The organism is Rhodococcus sp. ZPP, from assembly GCF_017656075.1.
Taxonomy (GTDB): Bacteria; Actinomycetota; Actinomycetes; order Mycobacteriales; family Mycobacteriaceae; genus Rhodococcus_F; species Rhodococcus_F oxybenzonivorans.
The window spans coordinates 5,102,701-5,128,931 of record NZ_CP058638.1 but is presented as its reverse complement, the minus strand read 5'-3'; the positions used below and the strand labels follow the sequence as shown (position 1 = coordinate 5,128,931).

The following is a 26,231-nucleotide window of genomic DNA, read 5'->3' as shown; positions in this document are numbered from 1 at the left end:
GGCAGTAGTGGATCCGGAAGGGGAGCGCGCGTGTTCGACGACGAAGTGAGCCCGCCGGCGGCGGCCGCCGTCCATACCCTTCTGGGAGAGTTGTCGGCCGCGTACGAGCGCGGCTGGCAACCTGCCGACGTCCTCCATCTGGCGCGGAGATCGAAGGAGCCGGCCGACGCGCCGCTCGCGGCAGCACTCGTCCTGCACGAGGCGGAGCGGACCCGCGCCCAGGATCGGGCGCCCCACGACTGGCTCGATCAACTCCGTTCCATCGCCGAGCAGTACCCCGCGGCTTCGGATCTGGCGCAGCGCATTTCGGATCGAGTCGGTGATGCGAGGGACGACATGTCCGACGACGCGGGCGTGCGCGCCCTGGCTGCGGGATTGCTCTTCGAGGACCCTTACCACTCGGTCTACCAGTTGACCGACCTCTCCTTGGCTTGGACCGATCTGCCCGGGTGGACCGTCCTCACTCCCCCGCCGTCCACCTGGCCCCGCGTTCGGGTCGAGGTCACCGGGTCGGTCGCGAGCGGGAACACCGAGGCCGACGCCAAGGTACTCAACAGGATTCGGGGACTTCTCGCCAAGGCAGAGGCCACCGACTTCGCCGAGGAAGCCGAAATTTTCACTGCGAAGGCCCAGGAGTTGATGACGCGCTACGCCATCAATGCCGCCCTCCTCCACACCCAGAACGGCTTGGGAAACACCGCTGTCCACAGTCGCCGGATCCATCTCGAAAATCCGTACGTCAAGGAGAAGGTGCACCTGCTCACCGAGATCGGTGACTCCAACCGGGTGCGGACGGTGTGGTTCAGTTCGCTGGCCATCGCCACGGTGGTGGGAACACCACTCGACCTGCAGCAGGTCGACATGCTCTTCACTTCCCTGCTGGTGCAGGCTACGCGGGCAATGCAATTCGCTGATGCGCAGAGTCGAAGCGGGTCCCGCACCACGTCGTTTCGTAAAGGTTTCCTCGCGGGGTTCGCGAGTCGGATCGGTCAGCGGTTACGCGACGCCGACAGCAGAGCGACAGTCGAGGCCGCGGACGAGGCGTCGATCGCGGTCGACGACCTCCTGCCGATTCTCGCCACGAAATCCGAAGCTGTCGACGCGGAGTTCGACCGCCTGTTTCCGCGTACTCGCAAAGCCCGCGGAAGGGCGGTGGACGCGCACGGTTGGTACGCCGGGCAGGCGGCCGCCGACGATGCCACCCTCGCACCCGGCGAGCGGGCACTTCGGCGGTAGCGCCACCGTCTCGGTGGCCCTACTCCTTGCGCGAAGCCAGGACGGTTTCGTACAACTCGCGTTTCGACACACCCGGGGTCGCAACCAACGCGCAGGCGTCCTTCAGCCGGGTGCCGTCGGCAACCAGTCGTTCCACCTCGTCGACGAGGTCGGCGGGATCCGATGCCACGATGGTGGCCCCTTCCACCACTACGGTGATCTCGCCGCGCACTCCCTCGGCCGCCCATTCGGCGAGTTCCGAGAGGGTGCCGCGGCGTACCTCCTCGTAAGTCTTGGTCAGTTCGCGGCAGACGGCAGCTCGCCGGGTGCCGCCGAGAACCTCGACGGCGTCGGCGAGACAGTCGGCAAGCCGGTGGGGTGCCTCGAAGAACACGCACGCCCGTGGCTCGTTCACCAACTCCCGCAACCACGTCTTGCGCTGGCCCTGTTTGCGGGGCGGGAAGCCGTCGAAACAGAAGCGCTCGACCGGGAGCCCGGAGAGGGCCAGTGCCGTCGTCACCGCCGACGGTCCCGGCAGGCAGGTCACGGCCAGGTCCTCGGCGACACACGCCGACACCAGCCGGTACCCGGGGTCACTCACCGAGGGCATCCCCGCGTCGGTCACGAGGAGCACCGTCTTACCTTCTGCAACATCGGCGACGAGCGCAGGCAGTCGTGCCATCTCCACCTGGTCGTAGAAACTGACCACTTTTCCCGTGATGGTCACGTCGAGCGCCGAAGCCAGAGCCTTGGTGCGACGGGTGTCCTCGGCGGCGACGACGTCGGCGGTTTCCAGCGCCGTACGCAGCCGGGGCGAGGCGTCACCCACGTCCCCCATCGGCGTTGCGGCGAGCACGAGGCGACCAGTCATGACCCACAGCCTACGATTGCCGCGTGACGATGTTGACGGACGAGCGACCGACGCCCTCCGCACGACGCTCGTCGGTGGTCAGCCCGGCACCCCTCACCCCTCCCCCCAGCTTCGGTCCCGTGGACCGTGCCCGCGGCTGGGTGGTGACCCTGTTCGTCACAGCGATCGCGGCGATCACCCGGTTCACCATGCTGGGATACCCGACGGACGCGGGCACACCCGTGTTCGACGAGAAGCATTACGCGCCACAGGGCTGGCAGGTTCTCACCGGCGGCTGGATAGAAGACAACCCCGGGTACGGCCTGGTGGTGCATCCCCCGATCGGGAAACAACTGATCGCGATGGGCGAGGCGATCTTCGGCTACAACGGCTGGGGGTGGCGGTTCGCGTCAGCGGTGGCGGGCACGATCCTGGTTCTGCTCGTCATTCGCATCGTCAGGCGGTTGAGCCGGTCCACACTCCTCGGCGGTCTCGCGGGCATCCTGCTCGTCGCGGACGGTGTCACCTTCGTGTCCTCTCGCCTCGGCATGCTCGACATCTTCCTGGCCCTGTTCGCCGTCGCCGCCCTCGGTTGTCTGGTCGTGGACCGCGACCAGGTTCGCGAGCGAATGGCCCGCGTGTACGACGAAGGGCGGATCGGCGACAGCGAGTGGGGGCCGCGTCTGGGTGTCCGGTGGTGGCGTTTCGGTGCCGGAATCATGTTGGGCCTGGCGTGCGGAACGAAGTGGTCGGGCATCTACTTCATCGTCTTCTTCGGGTTGCTCAGCGTGTTGTTCGATGTGGCGGCCCGACGGACCTACGGAGTGCAGCGGCCATGGTTCGGCGCCGCCCTCCGCGACGTCGGCCCCGCACTGTATGCGCTCGTCGTCGTCCCGCTGTTCGTTTATCTCGGCAGCTACTGGGCGTGGTTCGCGAGCGAGACCGGGGTCGATCGGCACGCCGTGGGCAACGAGATCGGCACCGGTGGAACCTGGTCGTTCCTCCCGTCCGCGCTGCGGTCGCTGTGGTACTACAGCGGCAACGTCCTCCAATTCCACGAAGGTCTCACCAACTCCGCGGGCAACCATCACCCGTGGGAGTCGAAACCATGGACGTGGCCGATGGGTCTTCGCCCGATGCTCTACTACTTCGCCGAGGGCGACCACGTGTCCGGATGCAGCGCGTCCAGTTGCGTCAAGGCGGTCATGCTCGTCGGCACGCCCGCGATGTGGTGGCTGGCGGTGCCGATGCTCGCCTGGGCGCTGTGGCAAGCAGTGGTCCGCAAGGACTGGCGATATGCCACCGTGCTCACCGGCTACGGCGCCGCCTTCCTCCCGTGGCTCACCACCCTCGACCGCCAGATGTACTACTTCTACGCAGTCGCCCTTGCGCCATTCATGGTGATGGGTATCGCCCTCGTCCTCGGCGACATCCTCGGCAGGGCCACGTCGTCCTACGAACGTCGCGGCACCGGTCTCCTCGCCGTCAGCCTCTATGTGGGACTGGTGGTGGCCAACTTCATCTGGTTGTGGCCCATCCTCACCGGTTTGCCGATCACACCCGAGATGTGGCAAAACCAGCTCTGGCTACCCAGCTGGCGCTGAACCGGAACCCCGGCGCGGGTTCTTCATAGAACTGGGCGAGCGGCGTCGCTTCGCCACCTCTTTCCGAAGTTCCCGCCGCATCTCCCTGGCGTCGACCACGATCGGGTCGCGCGAGAGATCCTTGTACAGCGACACGCACAGACCGATCATCACGATCACGAACGGTGCGGCCGCGATGATCGTCATCGTCTGCAGGCCGTCGAGGGCGGTATCACCACCGGTCCACAGGATCAGGGCAGCCACACCACCGGTCAACGAACCCCAGAAAACGACCACCCAGCGCTGCGGATCGAGCGAGCCGCGCTGCGAGAGGGTACCCATCACCATCGATGCGGCATCCGCGCCGGACACGAAGAAGATGGCGACGAGCACCATCACCAGAACGGTGGTGATGCCGGTGAGCGGCAGGTGGTCGAGCATCCCGAACAGCTGCCCTTCCTGGGTGTCCTGCCCGGCGAGGTCGATACCGTCGCGCTGCTCACCGATACCCGCGCCGCCGAAGATGGCGAACCAGACGAGGCTGACCGCACTCGGAACCAGAATGACTCCGAAAACGAACTGGCGAATGGTCCGGCCGCGGCTGATGCGTGCCAGGAACATCCCGACGAACGGGGTCCACGAAATCCACCACGCCCAGTAGAAGATGGTCCACGACGACAACCACTCACCGGTCGCGGGATCGGAGGACGCCCCGGTTCGCGCCGACATCTGCGCCAGTTCGGCAGCGTAGGCACCGATCGTCGTCGGCAGCAGGTTCAGGATCAGGACCGTCGGACCCACCACGAAGACGAACAGCGCCAGCACGACGGCGAGCACCATGTTGGTGTTGGACAGCCACTGGATGCCCTTCGCGACACCCGACACCGCGGAGGCGACGAACGCCAATGTCAGCAGTGCGACGATCGCGACGAGCAGGAAGGTGCTGACCTCCGACATCCACCCGACGACCTGAAAACCAGAGCCGATCTGGAGTGCCCCCAGACCCAGCGAGGCAGCGGTACCGAACAGTGTCGCGAAGATGGCGAGCACATCGATGAACTTGCCGATCGGACCTTCCGCGCGCCGACCGAGCAGAGGTATGAACGCCGAGCTGAACAGCTGCTTGCGACCCTTCCGGTACGAACCGTACGCGATCGACAGGCCGACCACGGCGTACATCGCCCAGGGGTGCAGGCTCCAATGAAACATGGTGGTAGCCATCGCGGTTCCGATTCCACCGTCGCTGCCGGGGGGCGGCGTGACATAGTGCGCGAGCGGCTCGGCGACACCGAAGAACATCAGCCCGATACCCATGCCCGCGCTGAACATCATCGCGATCCAGCTGACCGTCCGAAACTCCGACTTCTCGCCGTCCTTGCCGAGCGGAATGTGGCCGAACCGGCTGAATGCGAGCCATAACGAGAAGAGCACGAAGCCGGACGCCGACAGAACGAACAGCCATCCGAGATCGGTGACCAACCACGAAAGGGCCTTGCCGGTGCTCGAATCGAGATTGTCGGGGGCCGCCAGGCCCCACACGACGATCAGCGCCACCGCCGCGGCAGCGACGGAAAACACGACGTAGTCGGTGCGAACACCGATCCGCTTCAGCCCACCGGACGCAAGCACATTCGGAGACTCGGATGGGTGATCCGGCAGATCAGTATTCATCGCCATGAACAACTACGTTGGTCACTGGCGGAAGTAAATGCAAGCTGGGATGCGCGCCGACCCCTGAACGAGAGCCGGCGTGCGCGTGCAGTCACACCGCGGCTTTGCCCCATCCCGAACCCCGTCCGATCAGGCCGTCGATACCGAGGCGCCCGGCGCCGATGACGGCGAGAAGCAGCGAGCCCACACCTAATGCCACCACGAGTTCGTAACCGCCCTCCGAAACGAAGACACCCTTGTCGGCGTGCACGAGGATCAGCGCACCGAGCATGTCGAGGAACAGAAGAAATCCGGCCACCGGTGTGGCCAATCCCACGATGAGCGCGAATCCGCCCGCAAGTTCGATCGTCGCTGCCGCTATCGCCGAGATGTCGGGAAGTGGAACTCCCATGTCGGCGAACGACTCCTGCGTCGCGTTCACCCCGAATTCGAAGAACTTCTGCCAGCCGTGCGCGACGAAAACGACGCCCAGACCGATGCGTGCGATCAGGATCGCGAGGTCACGGAACAGTGCGGAGGCCATACCGAATGTTCCCCTTTCTGGAATCGCTTCTTCTGGATGAAGCGCAGCTCAACCGGCGCCGCGGAGGGCCGACTGCACGAAGTCGAGAATTTCGTCGTCGGAGACGCCCAGCTTGCGCAGTTCCTGCACATATCGGGTGGCCGCCTTCTCGGCACCGACACGGATGGGGTCGCCACCGCCTGCGATGAAGGTGCCCTGCTTGCCCCGGCTTTCGATCACACCCTGCTCACCGAGTTCGCGGTACGCCTTCGCGACGGTATTGGGGGCCAGCCCTACCTCGACGGCCAGGGCGCGGACCGTCGGGATCTTCGTGCCGGCGATCAGCCGACCGGTGCGCACCTGCTCGATGATCTGTAGCCGCAACTGGTCGAACGGGGCGGTCGACGAATCCGGATCGATGTCGATGTGCACGGTCGCCGCCACCTCCGTTGTTCCAGGCGTTGTATCAGACCGTAGTGGGAGGGCACGGCGCCGCAATGGCTGGCGGCGAACGCCACCGGTCACAGCGCCGCGACAGCGTCCTCGACCGGGGTCGGCCCGGACGTCAGCATGAGGGTCTTCCTCGCCGTACTCGGATCGTCGAGAAGCGCCACGACCACGGCCGCGACATCGGCACGCGGCACGGTGCCACGTTCGAGCGGTGGGGCGGCGAGGGTGACGTGCCCCGTCGGTTCGTCGTCGGTCAACCCACCGGGCCGCAGAATCGTCCAGTCCAGGTAGGTGCGCGCCCGTAGATCTTCTTCGGCCGAGGTCTTGGCGGCGAGGTAGGCGGCGAACACGTCGTCGGTGCCCTCCGGAATCGGCTCACCGGCACCGAACGAGCTGACCTGAACGAACCGACGCACCCCGGCCTTCTCGGCGGCTTCGGCGAGCAGCACCGCGGCGCCGCGGTCGACGGTGTCCTTCCGCTCCACTCCGCTGCCCGGGCCGGCGCCGGCCGCGAACACTGCGGCGTCCGCGCCGAGCAGCACCTTCGCGACGTCGTCGACGGTCGAGTTCTCGAGGTCGATGACCACCGGCTCGGCGCCCAGTGCTGCCACGGCGTGTTCGTGATCCGGATTGCGGATCAGGGCCACCGCACGGTCTCCTCGCGCGGTCAGCAGCTTGGTCAGGTGGCGGGCGATCTTCCCGTGCCCACCCGCGATGACGATGCGGCGGGGTGTGCTGTTCGAGTGCTCGGCCATGGTCGATCTCCCTCTGTCGTCGACTGATCCACGTATGCGACTGTTCCACTGACGCACAGTGTTTATTGACGCACAGTGCAGCGCACGGTACCGGCTCATTTGTTCCCGGGTGCAGAATGTTCTGCATGGCGAACACCGCGACGATCTACCACAACCAACGCTGCAACACCTCCCGCACCGTCCTGGGACTGATCCGGGACGCCGGCATCGAACCCACCGTGGTGAAGTACCTCGAGACGCCGCCCACACGGGACGGTTTGCGCAAGCTGCTCGACGACGCCGGGCTGAAGCCGAGCGAGGCGATCCGGAAGAAGGAAGCGATCTACAAGGAGTTGTCGCTGGCTCAGGCGTCGGAGGACGAACTGCTCGATGCCATGATCGAGCACCCCATCCTCATCGAGCGTCCGATCGTCGTGACGGACAAGGGCACTGTCCTGGCTCGCCCGGCCACGAAGGTCACCGAGATCCTGTAGGCGCTGCGCGCCCGTGAGTGGTTAGCGAGTGCGGAGACTCGTTAATCACTCACGGGCCCGGAGGGCCTACAGCGGGTCGCGGGACACGGGACAGGACATACAGCGCGGCCCGCCGCGGCCCGACCCCAGTTCGGAGCCGGCGATCCGCAGCACCTCGATGCCCGATGCTTCGAGGCGGGCGTTGGTCTCGGCGTTGCGCTCGTAGGCGACGACGACGCCGGGGGCGAGCGCGAGGGTGTTGTTTCCGTCGTCCCACTGTTCGCGTTCTGCGGTGACGTTGTCGAGTCCGGTATCGATGACCCGCAACTTCCCGATGCCCATGGCGTCGGCGGCAGCGAACAGGAAGGGGTCGGCCCCCCGGATGGACACACCCTTGTCCTCGCGGTGAATGGTGAACGCCGACAACGTGTCCTGGATGACGGGGTACATCACGACCGCGTCGTGGTCCACCATGGTGCAGACGGTGTCGAGATGCATCGACGCCCTCGACTGCGCAATCGGCACCACCAGTACCGTATGGGCGAGCTCGTCCTCGAATACGCTGCGCGCCAGTGCCTCCGCACCGGCCGGGGTGGTGCGCTCCCCGACCCCCACGGCGACGACACCGGGCGCGAGCAGCAGGACGTCGCCGCCTTCGACGGGGGCGGTGTGTGATTCGTAGGCGCGCCGGGCGCCACGGAACCGCGGGTGGTGCGCGTAGATGATGTCGGTGAGCGACGTTTCCCGCACACGCGCCGGTAAGGCCAGCGAGGTGATGGCCACCCGCGGGCCGATCCAGACCGACGAATCCCGGGTGAACAGCAGATTGGGCAGCGGGTCGATGACGAAGTCGCCGCCGTGATGCATGCGCCGGACCAGCGACGCACTGCTCGCCGCGACCGGTAGTTCGTCGAAGGTCATGCCCGCGGTGAGAATGGTGGACAGGTCCTGGGCCGGCACACCGCGCAGGTGGGTGGCCAGTTCCTGGGCGAGCGTATGCCCGAGTTTGCGGGGATCCACCGCAGCACCGATCCCTTGCATGCGCGCCGCACCACTGGCGGCGAGGGTCTCCGTGAGCAGTTCGGACAACAGCAGTACCTCGACACCCCGGCTGCGCAGCACGTCGGCGAACGCATCGTGTTCCTCCTGCGCGCGGTCGACCCAGGGCAGCCCGTCGAAGAGCAGTTGGTCGTTGTTGCGGGGCGTGAGCCGCTTCAGTTCGTCGCCGGGCCGGTGTAGAAGGACGGCACGAAGCTGCCCCACTTCGGAGTTGGCTCCCAACGGCGCAGAACCGGACGCGTTCATGCCTAGACGGTAATGCGGCAGGGCCCCGTAGGCACGTCAAACACTCCGCCGCCGAACACGTCACAGCGTGCCGGAGCGAGTAGCGTGAGACGGCGGAGGTAACTCATGGAGGAAGAGTCGAGGCGATCGACTGCGACGGCCGGTCCACCGGTTTCGGCGACCGCTGCCGGACCGGCTGTGCCACCTGCCTTGGCCCCGTTCGCGGGACGGTGGGTGGGAGCCGGCGAAGGTGCCTATCCCACGATCGACGACTTCGGCTACACCGAGGAGATCGAGTTCACGGCGAGCGGTAAGCCGTTCCTCGCGTATCGGTCCCGGACGTGGGCAGCCGACGACGGGCGTCCGTTGCACTCCGAGTCCGGTTTCCTGCGGCTCGTCGCCGAGGACGAGGCAGAACTTCTCCTTGCCCAGCCCACCGGTTTCGTCGAGATTCATCGGGGCCAGATTCGGGAGGGCACCATCGAGTTGTCGATGTTGTCGCTGTGCGCGTCTCCGGATGCGAAGCCGGTGCACAGTGTGCGGAGGAAACTGTCGGTGCGCGGTGGCGACCTCACGTACGACCTGTGGATGGCGCACGGTCCCACTCCGCTCACCCACCACCTGCACGGTCACCTCCGCCTCGACTGACCTCGAGTATTGTTCGGGTATTCCTGGTGAAAGGTGCCCGATGTGGAGATGCCCGAATGGAAAGCCAAGGAGCTCACACCCGGCCAGCTGTCGGAGCGCAGCGGTGTGGCGGTGTCCGCTCTGCACTTCTACGAGCGTGAAGGCCTCATCAGTAGTCGCCGCACCAGCGGCAACCAGCGGCGGTACCGTCGGGACACGCTCCGGCGGGTCGCGTTCATTCGCATCGCCCAGCGGGTGGGAATACCCCTCGCCGAGATCCGGGACGCCCTTGCCACTCTGCCGGAGGGCCGGACGCCGACCCGCAAGGATTGGGAGAGGTTGTCGACGCGGTGGCATGCGGACCTGGATCAGCGAATCGAGCAACTGGTCCGCCTACGCGACAACCTGACGGGGTGCATCGGGTGCGGATGCCTCTCGCTGGGCAGTTGCGCGATCGTCAACAGTCACGATCGACTCGGTACTGCAGGGCCCGGGGCGCGGACGCTCGACGTCGAGCTGAACACCTGCCCCTAGGGACGTGGTCAGCTGTCGCCGAGCCACTTCTCGATGGCATCGCGGTCTTGACCCACCATGTCGCGGACGAGCTTTTTGATGAGTGATTCGATCTGACCACCGACCAGGGGGATCTTCACCTCGACCGACCCGATGAGCTCCAACACCGAGCCTTCTCCCGACGCACGGAGCACCGAGGCACACTCGATGCGGACCGGAATGCCGGTGGAACTGCCGCGAATCCGTCCGTCGGCCCGGTTCCCGTCGAGAGGTCCCCATTCGTCGGCGCGTTCGACCCTCAGCTCGCCCGAGACCACTTTGCGGACCAGCCCGGGAAGCGAAGAGGCACTGATGCTGTCGCGCATCGTCGCCGTCAGGGTTCCGGGCCCGCCACTCTCGTCCAGGGTCAGCTTCTCTGGTGCCTCTTCGAACCGGTGCCGCCAGAACACCGAGTCGGTCAGCGTCGCGTGGACGCGGTCCACGGGGTACCCGATGTCTTCCGAATATTCGAAGCGTTTCGCCATGACGGCAGCCTACGACAAGCGCACTCGTCGAGCAGGGGTGTGAAGGCGTCGCCCGCGCCCCATCACCGAGCCGAGTCCGGGCCAATCCGTCGAATCAGGGGTGTGAACTACGCGTCGGGTCCACACTGGAAAAGCACCAGTTGAGGCAACTCGATCAACCGAATGAGGGTGGGCATGGCCGATGGCGAACCGCTGATACCACCGAGTGCCGTCGACGTCGATTTCTCCGACATCGCCTGGGGAGCGGACCGTACAATGTCCGACTTCGAGACCGGGATGTGGCGGATGGAGGAGGTACAACCGAAGCTGCGTTCGCCGATCGTCGCGGTCGATGTACTCGACGGACCGCCGGACTGGGACCGGTTGGTGCGCGCGCACGAGTGGGCCTCACACATGGTGCCCCGGATCCGGATGCGCGTGGTCGAGCCCACGCTGCGGCTGGGTAACCCGATGTGGTCGGTCGACCCGGAATTCGACCTCGACTATCACCTCACCCGGGTGCGACTACCCGAACCCGCGACGTTCGACCACGCCCTGCGGATCTGCCGGCGGATGGCCACCGAACCCTTCGATCGAGCCCGGCCGCCGTGGAGCGCCATGCTGATCGAGGGCCTCGACGACGGTCGCGCCATCTACGTGGTGAAGACGCATCACAGCATCACGGACGGTCTCGGCGGTATCCAGTTGATGACGCTGCTGCACAGCAGACGTCCCGAGCCGTCACCGGACAAGCCGGACCGCCCGCCACCTCTGCCGGAGCGGATGTCGGGCGGCGGTGCGTTCTTCGAGCAGACGCTCGGGAACGTTCGCCGGGCGCCCGGTCGACTCGGTGGCCTGGTACGCGGCGCCACTCGCACGGCGATCACCGCCGTCACGAACCCGGTCGGGGCGGTCACCGACGTCGTCGGTTACGCCAATTCGATCCGCCGGGTGGTCACTCCTCCCCCGGCCACCGGCTCACCGTTGTTGCGTGACCGGGGCCTCGGCCGCTGGTTCGGCGTGCTCGAGGTAGGCGTCGACGAGCTGAGGTCGGCTGCGCACCGAGCGGAAGGATCACTCAACGACGCCTATATCGCTGCCCTGCTGGGTGGATTCCGGCGCTACCACGAGTCCTTCGGCCACGACATCGACACGATCCCGGTCGGCATGCCGGTCAGCCTGCGGGCGGCGTCGGATCCGACCGGGGGGAATCGATTCGCCGCAGCACGCTTTGCGGGACCCGTCGGTGAGGTCGACCCGATCGAGCGGATCAAGAAGGTACGCGCGATCGTCCTCGGTTTACGGCAGGAGCCGGCGCTCGGCCTCCTCGACTCTGCGGCGCCGATTCTGGTTCGGATGCCGACGGTGGTGCTCGCGAATTGGTATCTCTCCCAGTCGAGCGGTCTCGACCTGCAGGCCAGCAACGTCGCCGGTGTACCGGTGCCGGTCTACCTCGCAGGAGCCCGGATCGAGAGGATGTTCCCCTTCGGTCCCGCACCGGGTTGTGCCGTCATGGCCACACTGGTCTCGCACGTCGGCACGTGCTGCATCGGCGTCAATCTCGACACCGCCGCGGTGACCGAACCGGCCCGTTTCATGATGTGCCTACAGGAGAGCCTCGACGACATCGTCGAACTCGGCCGTGGATGAACGAAAGGACCACACGAATGGACGAGCAGACGACACGGCCACGCGTCTACCTCATCGAGTCGATGAGCGACATCGAGGAGACGACCCTGCGCGCGTGGCTGGACCGACAGGACGGAAGCGACGGGCGTCCGCCGCAGGCCGTCCGCGTCTCGGGTGACGAACTCGCCGACGTGTGCCGACGCGAGGACGATCCCCTTCTGGTCCCGCTCCGGGTGGTGTGGCGGCCCAGGACCGACCAGCCCGAGGGCCTGCAGCGGGTGCGGGAGTCGCTTCTGCGTGATCCCCTTCATCCCGGCCCGAGCATGCAGCGCAAGATCCTGCGCCGGGAACCCGGCCGCTGCGAGGTGATCGAAGGCGCCCCGGCCCCCTTGAGCGATCTCCGCCGCCGGCTCGCCGAGAAGGGTGGCGGATCGCTGCCCGATTTCGTACGCCGCCAGGCCGCACTGACCCTCGAGCGTGCCGAACGATCCTTGCTGGGAACGCAATACAAGGTGTCGCGGTTCGTGGTCGACGAGATGACCGACACCAGCCGGTTCCACACCGTCATCCACGAGCTGGCTGCGCGCCTGGACCTCCCCGCCTCGGAAGTCGAGCGTCGCGCTCGGGGCGCCCTCGACGAGATGGTTGCCGCCCAGAGCCGACGCGCGATCGCGTTGTGGGATCAACTGGGCCGCTACTTCTCGCGTGCATACCGCCTCGACGTCGACACCTCGCGTCTCGACGAACTCCGCGAGCTGAACAAGGAATACTCTCTGGTATTCCTGCCCAGCCATCGCTCCTATCTCGATCCTCTGGTGCTGCGTCCCGCTCTCCTCGCGAACGACCTCCCCCTCAATCACGTGATGGGGGGATTGAACGTCAGCTTCTGGCCGATCGGGCCGATCAGCAAGCGCAGTGGCACCGTCTTCATTCGACGCAAGTTCGACGACGACGAAATTTACAAGTGGTCGCTGCGCGAATACATGCGCTACCTGCTCACCAAGCGGTTCAACCTCGAGTGGTACATCGAGGGCGGGCGCAGCCGTACCGGAAAGTTGCGGCCGCCCCGGTTCGGGCTCCTCACCTACTTGGCGAAGGCATTCCAGTCCAGTGGGATGTCCGATGTCTACCTCATTCCGGTCTCCCTCACCTATGACCAGCTGTACGAGGTCGGTGCGATGGCGGCCGAGGCCCACGGTGAGGCCAAGACGAAGGAAGGACTCCGCTGGCTCGTCGGATATGTGCGCGCCCAGGGGCAGCGGCACGGGGTGGCCCATGTCAATTTCGGCAGACCGATGTCGCTGGCGGAGTATCTCGGCCAGGAGGACGACCTGCGGCTGGCCGTGCAGAAGACGGCGTTCGAGGTGTCGCACCGCATCAACGAAGTGACACCGGTGACGGCCACGTCGCTGGTGATGCTCGCATTCCTGGGCATCGAGGACCGTGCGCTCACCGTTCCTGAACTACGCGCCATCCTCGGACCGCTCGTCGACTACATCACCGTCCGGCGACTACCGACGGCAGGCGATGTCGACCTCACCAACCCCGAGGTCATTCGCACGGCGCTGCGCACCCACCTCGACTCCGGTGTGCTGCGCAGTTTCGACCGGGGCAGCGAGCGTGTGTTCTACCTCGGGCGGGACCAGCACCTCGTCGCAGCGTTCTACCGCAACAACACCATTCACTTCCTGGTGATGAGAGCCATCGCGGAAATGGTTCTGCGCGCCGCGGCGGACCAGCCGTTCGGAAACCCGCTCGAGGACGGGTGGGAGGAGGCGCTGCGCATCCGTGACCTGCTGAAGTTCGAGTTCTTCTTCAGCGACAAGGACGCCTTCCGCGACCAACTCCGGACCGAACTCGAGATCATCGACCCCCTCTGGCGGGAGAACATGCGTGACCCCGCGCATGCCGAGAAGCTGCTGTCGACAGCGCAGATCCACTTGGCCCACCGCGTCCTGCAGCCCTTCCTCGAGGCCTACGCGGTGGTGTCCGATCAGCTGTTACGCACGCCTACCGACGAAAAGTTCGACGAGAAAGCATTCATCACCGAGTGCCTTTCGCTGGCCGAGCAGCGCCGGTTACGCCAGCAGATCGGAAGCCGGGAGTCGATCTCTGCCGAACTCTTCACGACTGCACTGAAATTGGCGCGCAACCGGGGCCTCGTCGAACCAGGTGCGGAGAATCTCGAGGCTCGGCGAATCGAGTTCGACGCCGAGATCCGCACCCAGGTCGACCGGGTCCTGCGCATCCGGACCCTTGCTCACGACACCCTCGACCAGGTGGTGGGTGAGTAGATGACTGATCTGCGCAGCCTCCACGATGCCATCGCCGCCGCCCCGCCAGGACCCGGAACGCTTGCCGCCTTCGACCTGGACGGGACTCTCATCAGCGGGTATTCGGCCAGTGTGGTCTACCGGGATCGTCTGCGGCGCTTCGACATCAGTGTCGCAGAACTGTTGCGCACCACCGGGGCCGCCATGGAGACCCGATTTCGGGGCGCCGATGTGAGCGGCCTGATGCGTATCGGCGTGCAGAGTCTGGCCGGGCGCATGGAGGACGAAATGCAGGAATGGGGGCAGCGCCTCTTCCGGCAGGAGATTGCCCGGATGATCTACTCGGAGGTCCGCGGGCTACTCGCCGCGCACCGGCACGCGGGACACCAGGTGGTGATGGCCACATCGGCTACTCCCTACCAGGCGCAGTCGGTGGCCGAGGACCTCGCCATCGAGGACGTCCTGTGTACTCGCCCCGAAGTCCTCGACGGCATGCTCACCGGTCAGCTGGCGTCCCCTCCGCTGTGGGGTCCGGCGAAAGCTGAGGCCGTGCGCACGTACGCGGAACAGCACGGCGCAGACCTGAAGAGCAGCTTCGCGTATTCCAACGGTGCCGAGGACCTTCCGATGCTGACGTCGGTGGGTCATCCGGTGGCCCTGAATCCGGATCGGAAGCTGGCGGCCACCGCCCGGCAGAACGGGTGGCCTTCGGTGAATCTGCGGCCACCGCAGAGCGGCAACGACCCGGTGTCGATTGCGCGCACCACCACGGCAATCGGCGCGCTGATGGGCGCCGCCGCGTTCGGTGTCTCGGCCGGTCTGGTAACGAGGAACCGCCAGACCGCCGCCAACCTGGTCGGTAGCTTCGGCCCCGATATCGCCCTGGCAATCTGTGGTATCGGGCTGCGGGTGAGTGGCAAGGAGAACGCCGAAGCCGCACGACCGGCGGTGTTCATGTTCAATCACCAGAGTTCACTCGACATGCTGGTGGTCGGCAGCGTCATCCGTCACGACGTGACCGGTGTCGCCAAGAAGGAAGCCGCACGCGACCCCCGTTTCCTTCCCGTCGGTGCACTGCTCGACGTCGCGTACATCGATCGGTCGGACAGCGCCAAGGCCAGGGCCGCGCTGCAACCGGCGGTGGAGAAGCTGCACTCGGGCATCTCCATCGCCATCGCCCCCGAAGGCACGCGCACCCCCACTCCTCGTCTCGGCAAGTTCAAGAAGGGTGGGTTCCATCTCGCGATCTCGGCCGGGGTGCCGATCGTGCCGATCGTCATCCACAACGCCGGAGAGCTGATGTGGCGCAACTCGCTGGTCGCACACTCCGGGACCGTCTACGTCGACGTGCTCGAACCCGTCCCCACAGACGGGTGGGATACCTCCGATCTGGACAAACACGTCGAGGAAGTCCGCTCCCTGTTCGACGAGTGCCTGCACGGCGGGCACCGCTGACAAGATTCTTCAGAAATACTTCGGCTGGATGTAGAGAACCCGGAATGTGCTCCGTCCTCTTCGCGAAAGGCGTCAGAATGGGCGCCACGAGATGAGGAGAAAACAATGCCGAAGTTCATGCTGCTGCAGAACTACGAGGGCGGGCCCGGATGCACGGTGCCGATGAGCGACTGGGATCCGGCCGACATCAAAGCCCATATCCGATTCCAGCACGACCTCAATGCCGAACTCGCCGCCAACGGTGAATTGGTCGACGCGCAGGGCCTCGCCGGGCCCGACGCCGCGAAGCGTGTCACATTCGACGGCAGAAGCGTTCCTGTGGTGACGGACGGCCCGTTCCCCGAAACCAAGGAACTGCTTGCGGGATATCGCTTGATCGATGTGGAGTCCGAAACCCGCGCACTCGAGATCGCCGCGAAGGCCTCGGCCTCACCCGGACCGAACGGCGTGCCCATCCAGCAGCCGATCGAGGTTCGTCAGGTGATGGGCGCGCCGGACACCGACTTCTAGGCGATCCGGCTCACCCGCGCCTTTACGCGATACTGCCCGACGACGGAGAGGTGGGTGGTCTGCTGGCGCTGATGCTTCTCACCGATGCCCGCCGCCCGGCACGCACCGGTCCGGAAGGTGAGCTGATCCCGCTCACCGAACAGGATCGCACCCTCTGGAACAGCGACTTGATCGCCGAAGGCCAGCGGGTGGTGATGGACGCCGTGGCCGGAGGGGCGGTGGGCCAGTACGTGCGATTGAACCGCGCCGTCGCTGCGGCCATGGTGCACGGTCCGGCCACCGGACTGGCGATGCTCGAAGAGCTCGACGGCCCACTCCGTGGGCACTACCGGCTCGATGCCGTCGGCGCGCATCTCCTCGACATGGTCGGGGACACTCGATCGGCGGCGGCGCACTACCGTGCGGCGGCGCGGCGCACCACCAACGTCCCCGAGTACCAGTACCTTGCCGCGCAGGTGGCCCGGCTCGGTGTCGCTGAATCGGGCTGAGAGAGCACTGCATACAGCCCTCGCGCACAGCCCACCCGAATCGCCTCGCCAGAATCGCGACAGGTGGGCACGATGGACGAATGCGCTCCGCCCCGCCGATGTCCTCCCCTGAGATCTCCGACTCCGAGTCTTCGCTGCTGCCCCGGATCTGGGCGCTGCTGCGGCCCTATCGGGGTTGGCTGGTCCTGGTCGGCGCGGCGATCGTCGTGTCGTCACTCCTCGGCGTCGTTCCACCGTTCCTCACCAGGGCAGTCTTCGACCGCGCACTGTTTCCCACCGACGGCAGCGGCGTCCATCTCACGCTGCTGATGTGGCTTGTTCTCGCGATGATCGGGGTGACATTGGTGAGCTCGCTCATCAGCGTCGGCCAGAGCTACCTCACCACCAAGGTCGGCAACCTGTCGATGGCCGATCTGCGCGAGCGGCTCTTCGCGCACCTCGAAAAGATGGAACTGGCCTTCTTCACCTCCACCAAGACCGGGTCGATCCAATCGCGACTGGCCAACGACGTCGGCGGGGTCCGCTCCGTGCTCACCTCCACGGCATCGAGCATCCTGTCCAACGCGGTCACCGTCGCAGCGTCCCTCATCGCGATGGTGTTGTTGTCCTGGCAGTTGACGCTTCTCGCCGTGGCACTGCTACCCGGATTCGTCTACCTCCAGCGCCGCGTCGGCGCCCGGCGGCGGGCGCTGGCCCGAAAAACCCAGGAGTCGCTGTCGGACATGACCGCCATCACCGAAGAAGCACTGAGCGTCTCCGGTGTTCTCCTGACCAAGGTCTTCAACCAGTCGCAGGCCGAACTCGCGCGCTACCGCGCGGAGAACGCCCGGCAGACCGAGCTCCAAGTACGTCAGGCCATGGCAGGCCAGGGATTCTTCGCTGTAGTGGGTGCCTTCATGGCCATCACCCCGGCCCTCGTGTATCTGCTCGCCGGCTATCTGATCAGCGGTGGGTACGGCCCGGCCATTTCGGCAGGGACCCTCGTCGCGTTCTCGACCCTGCAGGCCAGACTGCTGCAGCCGCTTGTGTCACTGATGCGGGTCACGCTCGACGTCCAGACGTCGATGGCGTTGTTCCGCCGCATCTTCGAGTATCTCGATCTGCAGCCGGCGATCGTCGATCGTCCCGACGCCGTCGCGCTACCCGCCGACTCCCCGGGCAAGGTGGAACTCGACGACGTCTACTTCGCCTACCCCACTCCGGTGCGCCTGGCCACCGCCGACCCGGACCCCGTGGCTCTGCGAAGCCTCGGACGCGGCGGAGTCGGCGGCGGGATGCGCGGCTTCTCGGCCCCGACCACCCGCACCCCCGTAGTGGCCGACGAGGAGGTGATCGAGCCACGCCGCCCTCGACGCTGGGCGGTGGCGGGCACCTCTTTCGAGATCGAGCCGGGTCAACTCGCCGCCTTCGTCGGACCATCGGGCGCGGGTAAAACGACCCTCTGCTACCTGGTACCGCGGCTGTACGAAGTGGACCGCGGCGCCGTCCTCGTCGACGGATACGACGTACGCGACCTGACCATGAGTTCACTTGCCGACGCGGTCGGGATGGTCACCCAGGACCCGTATCTGTTCCACGCCTCCATCGCAGACAACCTGCGATATGCCATGCCCGACGCCACCGACGCCGAACTGCACGATGCGGCCACCGCCGCCAACATCCACCACCGCATTCTCGCTTTCGACAACGGTTACGACACGCTCGTCGGCGAACGTGGCTTCCGGCTCTCCGGCGGCGAGAAGCAGCGTCTTGCCATCGCACGAGTGCTGCTGAAGAACCCGCGCGTTCTCATTCTCGACGAAGCCACCTCGGCACTCGACACCGTGTCCGAGCGGCTCGTCCAGCGAGCACTCGCCGAGGTGATGCGCGGGCGGACCACACTGGCGATCGCGCACCGGCTCTCCACGATTCAGCATGCCGACGTCATTTTCGTGATCGACGAGGGTCGCCTGGTGGAACGCGGCACCCACGCCGAACTCCTTGCCCGTCAAGGCCTCTACGCGAGACTGCATGCCGAACAGTTCGGCGGCGGCCAGGTGGAGTGTCGCTGCACCGACGGCATTCGATTCACGGACGGCACAGTGCTGGCACCGAGCCGCAGTCGCGAGAACTAGTCGCTACAGGAACTTGCTGAACTGGTCGTTGGCCTTTTGCATCACGAAGTCGTACGGCGGCGAGAACTTACGGGCCCACCAGTATCCGAACCGGATGTCGGGCGAGGTGTACACCAGATAGCGGTTCTTCTTGATTCCTGTGAGGATGCAGGACGCTACCTTCTCCGGGCTGACCGCTCGCTTCTCGAATCGGTGGATCGCCTTCTCGATCCGCGGGTCGTTCCGATCCACTCCAGCGATCTCGACAGTGCCCACCAGCGGAGTCTTCACGGCACCCGGAACCACGAGACTGACGCCGATACCGTGCCGCTTCAGGTCGAATCGCAGAACCTCGGACACCCCGCGGAGCCCGAATTTGCTTGCGCTGTAAGCGGCATGCCAGGGCAGCGCCAGCAGTCCCGCAGCAGACGACACGTTGACAAGGTGTCCACCGCGCCCCGCCCGCACCATCGGAGGGACGAAGCTTTCGATGATGTGGATCGGCCCCATCAGGTTGACGTCGATCATCGACTTCCAGTGGCGGTGCTCGAGGTTTTCGACCGTGCCCCACGCGGAGATACCGGCGACGTTCATCACGACGTCGAGGCTGCCGAATTGATCGTGAATATCTGCTGCGAACGCCGTCACCGCGTCGTAATCGGACACGTCGAGCGCTCGTGAGAAGCTCACGGTTCCGCCCTGATTGCCAACCTGCTCCACCGTGTGAGCCAAGCCGACTTCATTGATGTCGGTGAGAAAGAGTTCGGCGCCTTCCGCGGCGGCCGCCAACGCCGTAGCGTGCCCGATCCCGCTACCTGCACCTGTGATCAGGCACTTCTTGCCGTCCAGCGTCGTGATCGCCATTGTCGTGCGAGCCCCCGTCCTCACCGATCCGTGTCGGCTGGAAGTCTACGCACGCACAACGTTTGCGCGCACGCCCCCGAGGCGGGAGCACCCGGGTCCTCGGCAGCGTGGCGACAGAGCTGAGCCGGCTCTCCCCGAGCCGGCCCACTTCACAACCGCTGCGCCATTTCTTCCTGATATGTCCGGATCGTCCGTTCGATTCCGTTGGCGTCTTCTTCCCGTCCTCTGTGCCGGGCATCGTCGGCGCGCTCGCGCAGAACTCGAATCGCCTTCCGAAGCTCGGCGTCACTCATTCTGTGTTCCATATCACAATCATTCCCGACGACTCCCGGTTTGGCCAGGCATCGCGGGCGGTCACCGAAGACACCGAGGTAGAGCCGTTGCCGACGAGCGCACCAGTCAGACCGCATGATCGGCCGTCCTGCGGAGGTCACGCCGGAAGGCTTCTGGCGCGGCTGCGCGGCGATCGGGCGGTGCAGATACTCCCCGTTCGCAGTAGTGTTCACGGCGCCGTCGCGGCCGAGCGACCTGCCGTAGTTGCAATGCACAACGCAACACAATGGCCCTGAACTGCAAGTACAGGCCCCCCACACTGCCGCGTGCCAGCAACTCGAGGCCGTCAGCAAACTCCCAGTGATTGAATGAGCAATCAGCATTTGCGGCCGGGCGGCCGATCCGCCACATCTGCAGGAACGTCCACTGGACGCTCGGCCATTGAACCGTCAAGAGACGCGCCGGTATGACTTGCATAGAGTCCGAACGGCTGAGCAGCGAGAAGTGCGCGATGCGCCGACCGTCGTCGAAACATGCATGACGCCGTCAGCGAGCGAAAGCGCACCGTTTCGCACCTCTGGCTGTGAGTTATCAATCGGTTATCATCATGGTACTGTGTCGTTCACACGACTGACGCGCGCACGAGAGAGGACCCGGCGGCTCACAATGGCAGATTTTGCTGCGCGGTTGAACAAGCTCTTCGACACGGTCCACCCTCCGGGACGTAAACCGCACACCAACGCAGAGGTGGCTTCGGCGCTCATTGCCGACGGGCATCAAATCTCGAAGCCCTACATTTCGCAGCTTCGCTCCGGGCAGCGCACAAATCCTTCGGACGAGACCGTCGCGGCATTCGCCCGCTTCTTCAAGGTTAAGCCCGAATATTTCTTCAACGACATCTACGCAGCCAAGATCGACCACGACCTCGAACTCTTGTCGCAGCTCCAGGGCTACGGACTACGCAAACTGTCGAGCCGCGCGTTCGACTTGTCCGAGGAGTCACAGAATCTGCTTACCACGATGGCCGAGAAGCTTCGCGCCAGCGAGGGTCTGCCCGAGGTACCGCCGGACGCGTCCCGGTAGCACCGATTTTTCGCGCCGGATACGGAACCTCTTCCGGCACTGCGCTATACATGACCACGCCGCTCGTATGCCGAGCGTACCGGACTAGCCGAGCCCGGGTACCGACCTTCCTGTCTGAGCGCTGAGCCCACCCGGGAATCGCACGCGCGGCGACTCCCGTTGGCGCATGATGGAGCAATGCCTGACAGACCGCAGCTCGGTCCCACGATTTTCGTGCTCTTCGGCGCCACCGGGGACCTGTCCAAACGGATGGTGCTCCCGGCCTTCTTCCAGCTCGCACGATCAGGTCTTCTCGGTTCTCGGTGGATGTTGATCGGCACCGGGCGGGGCACGGTCACCGATGATCACTTCCGGGCCCACGTGCGGGACTCCCTCACCCAGTTCGGCGGCGGGCACACCGACGACGGCTGGGACGACTTCGCGCAGCGCCTGCGATTCGCCGGTGGCGGTTTCACGCCCGAAGACCCCGGGACGCTACCGAGCACCGTGCAGGACGCGCGGGATTCGCTCGGCGTTCCCGACGCTCAACTCGTCCACTATCTGGCACTTCCCCCGAGCACCTTCGCCGACACCACACGAGCTCTCGGCGCGCACGACCTGGCGCGCGGTTCCCGGGTCGTCTACGAAAAGCCGTTCGGTACCTCACAATCCGCTTTCCGTGAACTCGACGCCGCAGTACACGAGGTTCTCGACGAGAAGCAGATCTATCGCATCGACCATTTCCTCGGCAAGGAAAGCACCCAGAATCTGCACATCCTGCGATTTGCCAACGGGTTGATCGAGGGAGTCTGGAACCGCGAACACGTCGAACAGGTCCAGATCGACGTCCCCGAAACCTTGGACATCGACGACCGCGCCCGCTTCTACGACGCCACCGGTGCGGTCCTCGACATGCTCGTGACTCACCTGTTCCAGGTCGCTGCGGAGATCGCGATGGAGCCGCCCCTGAGCCTGGGCGCCGACGACCTCCAGTCTGCACGCGAATCGGTGATCGGAGCGTTCCGCCCGCTCGACCCCGCCGAAGTGGTCCTCGGCCAGTACGAGGGATACCGAGACGTCGACGGTGTCGCCGACGATTCGGAGACGGAAACCTTCGTCGCCGCACGGTTGTGGGTCGACACCGACCGCTGGCGGGGTGTGCCGTTCCTGCTTCGGACGGGCAAGATGCTGGGCGTCGCGAAGCAACGCGTGAGCCTGGTGTTCCGGACCCCGGAAGGCCCTCTTTCCGACATCCCACCGGACGGCGCCGTGCTGACCTTCGATCTGTCCGGGGACGGCGAGATCGACATGTCGATGGTGGTCAAGGAGCCCGGTCCCGACGACGAACTGTCGGTGGGCCACCTGAGTCTTCCTCTCGACACGATGCCACTCGGCCATGCTCTCGCACCGTATTCGCGCCTGATCCTGGACGTACTGCACGGCGACCGGTCACTCTTCACCCGTCCGGACGGGCTTGCCCACGTCTGGGACGTCGCAGACCCGTTGCTGAACAGGCCGCCCGCCGTCAAGCTGTATCCGGGGGGATCCATGGGACCGCCGGAGGCCGACAAGCTCGCCTCGCCGTGTGGATGGCTGGTCACGCAGTCGACCGGATGAGCCGCCCTCCGCGACAAGTGGACTCGGACCGAAGAGGAGACGACGTGGACAACGAAGAGATCGAAAAGCGTATTCAGGCTCTCGTCGAGCAGGAGCACGAACTGCGGGCGCAGTTGCAGGACAGCGAGCTGGCCCCCGAGGAGGAACGCGCACAGCTGGCCGCGTTGGAAACCTCACTCGATCAGTGCTGGGATCTTCTGCGCCGACGCCGGGCTCGTCTCGACGCAGGACAGAACCCGGACGAGGCCTCGGTCCGTCCGGCGTCGGAGGTCGAGGACTACCTCCAGTAGAAGGCGGTCAGGGCACCGACTCTTCCGATGCCGGCTCCGTAGCCGCGACCGGCACGGGCGAGTGACGGATTTCGGCGTACGCCTCCGCGAGTTGCAGCACCCATCGGCGCGGTGACATCCCCTGCGGTGGAGCTATCCACTCGGTGTCGAGCACCTCGGAACCGGCTGGGTCGTCGATCCAGCGGGCCAAAATCCTGCTGCGCTCGGTGGTCGACTCGGGCAGATTCTGCGCCCGCGTCTCGAACATGCCCGCGCCGGCCTGCAGATACAGCGCGTCCATGACGTGAGCGATCGAATCAGACGCCCGCAGAACGGTGGTGCTGCCCTTGCCGTCGCCCTCCACGACTTCGGGGAATCGGGAGACGAGCACAGAATGCAACGCGCTCATCCGGCGAAGATCGCGGCGTGCGCGCAGCCAGGTCTCCATCAGCACCCACACTGTGCCGGCCGAAACCACCACAGCGGCGGTCGTGTACGCACCGGAGGATCCGATGATCCACGTCTCCCCCGCCGCATCCCGGACGAGTCCCACGACCGCGGCGACGAGAACCATCGCCGATCCCACCACGACGAGGGCGATGCCGCGGCCGAGAGGGGTCCATGCGACGTGCCAGATACCGGTGATCACCACCGATGCCAGCGCGAGCACGATGAACACCAGGGCCGGGACGGGGTAACCACCGGCAAGCGCCGTTCCGACCAGGACCGCGGCCGCATAGATCACGGTGGCGACAGCGCGTAGGGCGCGGCGCGGCAAAATCGGCCAGACCGACACCGCACCTACGGCGCTCGCGGCAGCGAAGAGGGTCCACGCCAACTCGAGGAGGATCTCCGACAGCCCGGCCGTCGGCGCCAGCGCGTCGAGACGCAAGGCGACATCCGGGACGGCCAACGTAGACGCGCACGCGGCGCTGGACACCGCGATCACCATCGCGATCCGCAGTGGTGTCGGCTGGCGTGCCGCGACCCTGCCTGTGCGGGCGCCGGCTGCGATCCAGACGACGAGCGCGACAATCCAGCCCATCAGCCGATCGCCTCGTCGTAGCGGAGCACCGACACCGGCGTTCCCCTGCCCTTCATCGTCCTGAGCTGCAGGAGCAACATCGATGCGAACGTCTCTGCCTCCCACTCCGCCACGTCACCGGAAGTCTGCTCGCCGCCACGCATTCGCGAGCGCTGACTGAGCATGTACGCGATCAAGTCGTCGCCGGCCTCGAGCGTTGCCGCGACGATCTCGGCACCCTCATGCCGAAACACGATGTGCCCCAGTTCATGTGCAAGAGTGCGGTCGACGTCGGGAAGTCCCGGGGCGAGCACGATGACGTCCCTGTCGGGGTATGCACGTCGCTGACCACAGACGCCCGGCGCCATCGGCGTCGTGAAGTCGAGTTCGATGGGACGCTGCCGTTCGCGGGCAACCGCGTCGACGACATCCCCGAGTGAGACCGCTTCTGCCCGGGCGGCGGCGTCACAGACCGCATCCACGGCTGCTGCCACCCGTCGATGAGAACGACTTCCTGCCACGACTACATTCCTCCCGTAGGTGCCGGCGGGAAGAACTCCGCCCGGGCGGCCGCGATGCGCGCCTCCTGTGCACGCGCGCCCTTGAAGGTCAGCACACCGGCCCCACCCGCGCAGCCGAGAAGAAGTCCCACACCGCCGAGCACTGCAAACGCAGGTAGTGGCTCACTATGAACGACCGGCGCGACTGCCGGCGGTGCGGAGTCCGGAACTGCGGCGGGTGCCGGTCGCACGTCGGGCCGCACTGGGTCCTGCGCTGGTGCGTTCCCCTCCGCCGCATCGCCGGGAAGGCTCGTTCCATTGGAGTGTGGTGGCGCGTCCGCCGCCGGCGGGCCCTGGGGACCTCCCGGCGAGGTGCCAGGCCCGGGACCTTCCGGTCCACTTCCCGACGCAGGGGGTACACCTACTGCCACACCTCCGTCGCCGGATTCGGGATCGCTCGACGTGTCGGGACGGGTGATGTTCGGTACCGGGTCCGACGGCAGGTGCCCGTACGGGGGAACGACCACCTGTGGAGCGGGAGGAGTCGACGGCTCGCTGGTCTCGGACGGCTCCGTCGTCTCCGGAGGATCGGTGGTTTCGAATGGCTCGGTAGTTTCGGATGGCTCGGTGGTGTGGGGGTTATGGCCGCAGTCGTGATATCCCTCGCACGGGTGTGACCCCACACCTGGATGCGTCGAGCCGCCGCCGACGTCGGGATCTGCAGATGCGGTCGACGGGAACACTGAGAAAGTGCCCCATCCGAGAACGGAGAGAAAGGCCAGCGCGAGCCCCAGCATGATCAGGTTCCGGATCACACGACGTGCTGCCACTGCGCACCCCCCTCTGGTATCGATCCAACACCTCAGGCGGCGTCGACGCTGCCATGGTAACGAGCGGACGGTCCGGAGGTGCTGGTGGTGCCGGAGTCGGGGGCCGGCACCACCAGCGATGCCCGAGCCACGTGGGACTCGGGCGGCTTTGTCGGTGAACCACCGAAGGCACGCGTGCGTCGGATGGTTCGTCGCAGGGACAGCGTCGGTCGGCCGCCCCGGAACGTCGACGTCAGAACGTCCCGGCGACCGTCACCTCGGACGGCTGCACGGCAGTGTTCGGTGCCGGCTGGACATCGGTCGCGAACGAAGTGGCGTGGCCCATCATCGCCGCCCCCACACCCATTGCGACGGCCGCCGCCGCCGTGCCTATTACGACGGCTTTCGCCGCTGCAGTGAGCGCAGCGCGGGCGGCACCGGATGAGCGCCTCACGTTCACAGAACGTTCACCAGCAACATCGTCGCAGCAATCGTCGCCACCACGGTCGCTGACGCGAGCGCATCCGAGATTCTCTGCCTTGCCTGCATGTTGTTTACCCCGATCGATTGACCCCTCGATGACCTGTGATCAGTAGACCTTGCCCAGTTACCGTTTAGCAACTTCTCTATCCCAAACGTGACGCGGCACACTGCCGCACGGCGCTACGGCGCACACCGGCTCCCCCCCGAACGGAAGAGCACGGCGACACGAAGAAGCACCGCGATACACAGAGAGCACTGAACACACGGAAAAGCGCGAACACACAAAAGAGCACTGAAACACGAAGAGCACCTCCTCCGAAGGGAGGAAGTGCTCTTGTGATGGTGGAGCTGAGGGGAATCGAACCCCTGACCTCTTCGATGCGAACGAAGCGCGCTACCAACTGCGCCACAGCCCCTGATGCAGACCCTGCGATCTGCTCGGCAAACTCTAGCAGGCTACCCACACAGGGGGCGAAT

The 26,231-nt window shown here is 65.8% G+C and carries 27 protein-coding genes and 1 tRNA gene; 14 read left to right on the top strand and 14 right to left on the bottom strand.

What is annotated here, in order from left to right:
- Positions 1-30 precede the first annotated feature (30 nt).
- On the top strand, positions 31-1,236 hold the full coding sequence (locus tag HYG77_RS23745) for a DUF2786 domain-containing protein (protein WP_208960816.1): 1,206 nt from the start codon (positions 31-33) through the stop codon (positions 1,234-1,236).
- 19 nt (positions 1,237-1,255) lie between these two features.
- Here the strand turns inward: HYG77_RS23745 and rsmI are convergent, their stop codons facing one another.
- Positions 1,256-2,086: a 16S rRNA (cytidine(1402)-2'-O)-methyltransferase gene (gene rsmI / locus HYG77_RS23740; RefSeq protein WP_109332517.1), complete on the bottom strand. Its 831-nt coding sequence runs from the start codon at positions 2,084-2,086 to the stop codon at positions 1,256-1,258.
- A 29-nt stretch (positions 2,087-2,115) separates the two neighbouring features.
- On the opposite strand from rsmI, the gene HYG77_RS23735 reads away from it, so the two are divergent.
- A complete protein-coding gene (locus HYG77_RS23735; RefSeq protein ID WP_208963500.1) occupies positions 2,116-3,669 on the top strand; it encodes a phospholipid carrier-dependent glycosyltransferase in 1,554 nt (517 codons plus the stop codon).
- Here HYG77_RS23735 and HYG77_RS23730 read toward each other — a convergent pair.
- From HYG77_RS23730 to HYG77_RS23715, 4 genes are all read right to left on the bottom strand, one after another.
- Entirely contained in the window at positions 3,652-5,325 is a 1,674-nt protein-coding gene (locus HYG77_RS23730) for a BCCT family transporter (protein ID WP_208960815.1), read from the bottom strand. The genes HYG77_RS23735 and HYG77_RS23730 overlap by 18 nt on opposite strands.
- A gap of 85 nt (positions 5,326-5,410) precedes the next feature.
- Positions 5,411-5,842, bottom strand: a complete 432-nt coding sequence (locus HYG77_RS23725) for a DoxX family protein (RefSeq protein WP_208960814.1) — start codon at positions 5,840-5,842, stop codon at positions 5,411-5,413.
- A 48-nt stretch (positions 5,843-5,890) separates the two neighbouring features.
- On the bottom strand, positions 5,891-6,265 hold the full coding sequence (locus tag HYG77_RS23720) for a GntR family transcriptional regulator (RefSeq protein ID WP_109332527.1): 375 nt from the start codon (positions 6,263-6,265) through the stop codon (positions 5,891-5,893).
- A 77-nt stretch (positions 6,266-6,342) separates the two neighbouring features.
- Positions 6,343-7,026, bottom strand: a complete 684-nt coding sequence (locus HYG77_RS23715) for an NAD(P)H-binding protein (protein ID WP_208960813.1) — start codon at positions 7,024-7,026, stop codon at positions 6,343-6,345.
- 116 nt (positions 7,027-7,142) lie between these two features.
- Here HYG77_RS23715 and arsC point away from each other — a divergent pair, with 116 nt between their 5' ends.
- Positions 7,143-7,499 (top strand): arsenate reductase (glutaredoxin), encoded by a 357-nt coding sequence (gene arsC / locus HYG77_RS23710; RefSeq protein ID WP_109332529.1) that lies wholly within the window; start codon positions 7,143-7,145, stop codon positions 7,497-7,499.
- Between the two features lie 66 nt (positions 7,500-7,565).
- Here arsC and arcA read toward each other — a convergent pair whose 3' ends face one another.
- Positions 7,566-8,783, bottom strand: a complete 1,218-nt coding sequence (gene arcA, locus HYG77_RS23705; protein ID WP_208960812.1) for an arginine deiminase — start codon at positions 8,781-8,783, stop codon at positions 7,566-7,568.
- Between the two features lie 177 nt (positions 8,784-8,960).
- Here arcA and HYG77_RS23700 point away from each other — a divergent pair, with 177 nt between their 5' ends.
- Both HYG77_RS23700 and soxR read left to right on the top strand, forming a co-directional pair.
- On the top strand, positions 8,961-9,410 hold the full coding sequence (locus HYG77_RS23700) for an FABP family protein (protein ID WP_244373079.1): 450 nt from the start codon (positions 8,961-8,963) through the stop codon (positions 9,408-9,410).
- Positions 9,411-9,452: 42 nt separating this feature from the next.
- Complete coding sequence (soxR, locus tag HYG77_RS23695) at positions 9,453-9,923, top strand: redox-sensitive transcriptional activator SoxR (RefSeq protein ID WP_109332532.1); 471 nt, start codon at positions 9,453-9,455, stop codon at positions 9,921-9,923.
- Between the two features lie 8 nt (positions 9,924-9,931).
- On the opposite strand, the gene HYG77_RS23690 is transcribed toward soxR, so the two are convergent.
- Positions 9,932-10,426, bottom strand: coding sequence for a DUF2505 domain-containing protein (locus HYG77_RS23690; protein WP_208960811.1), 495 nt, complete (start codon positions 10,424-10,426; stop codon positions 9,932-9,934).
- A 174-nt stretch (positions 10,427-10,600) separates the two neighbouring features.
- Between HYG77_RS23690 and HYG77_RS23685 the strand changes: the two genes are divergently transcribed.
- From HYG77_RS23685 to HYG77_RS23660, 6 genes are all read left to right on the top strand, one after another.
- Positions 10,601-12,055 (top strand): wax ester/triacylglycerol synthase domain-containing protein, encoded by a 1,455-nt coding sequence (locus HYG77_RS23685; protein WP_208960810.1) that lies wholly within the window; start codon positions 10,601-10,603, stop codon positions 12,053-12,055.
- A gap of 17 nt (positions 12,056-12,072) precedes the next feature.
- Positions 12,073-14,328, top strand: coding sequence for a glycerol-3-phosphate 1-O-acyltransferase (locus tag HYG77_RS23680; RefSeq protein WP_208960809.1), 2,256 nt, complete (start codon positions 12,073-12,075; stop codon positions 14,326-14,328).
- Positions 14,329-15,762, top strand: a complete 1,434-nt coding sequence (locus tag HYG77_RS23675; RefSeq protein ID WP_208960808.1) for an HAD-IB family hydrolase — start codon at positions 14,329-14,331, stop codon at positions 15,760-15,762.
- A gap of 105 nt (positions 15,763-15,867) precedes the next feature.
- Positions 15,868-16,272, top strand: coding sequence for a YciI family protein (locus tag HYG77_RS23670; protein ID WP_208960807.1), 405 nt, complete (start codon positions 15,868-15,870; stop codon positions 16,270-16,272).
- Positions 16,273-16,301: 29 nt separating this feature from the next.
- Complete coding sequence (locus tag HYG77_RS23665) at positions 16,302-16,760, top strand: DUF6596 domain-containing protein (RefSeq protein ID WP_348273588.1); 459 nt, start codon at positions 16,302-16,304, stop codon at positions 16,758-16,760.
- 80 nt (positions 16,761-16,840) lie between these two features.
- Positions 16,841-18,874: an ABC transporter ATP-binding protein gene (locus HYG77_RS23660; protein WP_208960805.1), complete on the top strand. Its 2,034-nt coding sequence runs from the start codon at positions 16,841-16,843 to the stop codon at positions 18,872-18,874.
- 3 nt (positions 18,875-18,877) lie between these two features.
- On the opposite strand, the gene HYG77_RS23655 is transcribed toward HYG77_RS23660, so the two are convergent.
- Complete coding sequence (locus tag HYG77_RS23655; protein WP_109332569.1) at positions 18,878-19,717, bottom strand: SDR family oxidoreductase; 840 nt, start codon at positions 19,715-19,717, stop codon at positions 18,878-18,880.
- Between the two features lie 149 nt (positions 19,718-19,866).
- On the bottom strand, positions 19,867-20,010 hold the full coding sequence (locus HYG77_RS23650) for a hypothetical protein (protein ID WP_201453670.1): 144 nt from the start codon (positions 20,008-20,010) through the stop codon (positions 19,867-19,869).
- A 646-nt stretch (positions 20,011-20,656) separates the two neighbouring features.
- Between HYG77_RS23650 and HYG77_RS23645 the strand changes: the two genes are divergently transcribed.
- From HYG77_RS23645 to HYG77_RS23635, 3 genes are all read left to right on the top strand, one after another.
- Positions 20,657-21,073, top strand: a complete 417-nt coding sequence (locus HYG77_RS23645; RefSeq protein ID WP_109332570.1) for a helix-turn-helix transcriptional regulator — start codon at positions 20,657-20,659, stop codon at positions 21,071-21,073.
- Positions 21,074-21,250: 177 nt separating this feature from the next.
- Positions 21,251-22,669, top strand: a complete 1,419-nt coding sequence (locus HYG77_RS23640) for a glucose-6-phosphate dehydrogenase (NADP(+)) (RefSeq protein ID WP_208960804.1) — start codon at positions 21,251-21,253, stop codon at positions 22,667-22,669.
- A 44-nt stretch (positions 22,670-22,713) separates the two neighbouring features.
- Positions 22,714-22,959: a DUF2630 family protein gene (locus tag HYG77_RS23635; protein ID WP_109332579.1), complete on the top strand. Its 246-nt coding sequence runs from the start codon at positions 22,714-22,716 to the stop codon at positions 22,957-22,959.
- Positions 22,960-22,966: 7 nt separating this feature from the next.
- Here HYG77_RS23635 and HYG77_RS23630 read toward each other — a convergent pair whose 3' ends face one another.
- The 5 genes from HYG77_RS23630 to HYG77_RS23610 form a co-directional block, all read right to left on the bottom strand.
- Positions 22,967-23,983, bottom strand: coding sequence for a hypothetical protein (locus HYG77_RS23630; protein WP_208960803.1), 1,017 nt, complete (start codon positions 23,981-23,983; stop codon positions 22,967-22,969).
- Positions 23,983-24,483 carry an ImmA/IrrE family metallo-endopeptidase gene (locus HYG77_RS23625; RefSeq protein ID WP_109332581.1) on the bottom strand — a complete coding sequence of 167 codons (501 nt, stop codon included), beginning with the start codon at positions 24,481-24,483 and terminating at the stop codon, positions 23,983-23,985. Before HYG77_RS23625 ends, HYG77_RS23630 begins: the two co-directional genes overlap by 1 nt.
- Positions 24,484-24,485: 2 nt before the next feature.
- On the bottom strand, positions 24,486-25,292 hold the full coding sequence (locus HYG77_RS23620; protein WP_244373077.1) for a cell surface protein: 807 nt from the start codon (positions 25,290-25,292) through the stop codon (positions 24,486-24,488).
- A gap of 232 nt (positions 25,293-25,524) precedes the next feature.
- On the bottom strand, positions 25,525-25,725 hold the full coding sequence (locus tag HYG77_RS23615) for a hypothetical protein (protein WP_208960802.1): 201 nt from the start codon (positions 25,723-25,725) through the stop codon (positions 25,525-25,527).
- A 369-nt stretch (positions 25,726-26,094) separates the two neighbouring features.
- Positions 26,095-26,170 (bottom strand) — tRNA-Ala (locus HYG77_RS23610).
- Positions 26,171-26,231: the final 61 nt, after the last annotated feature.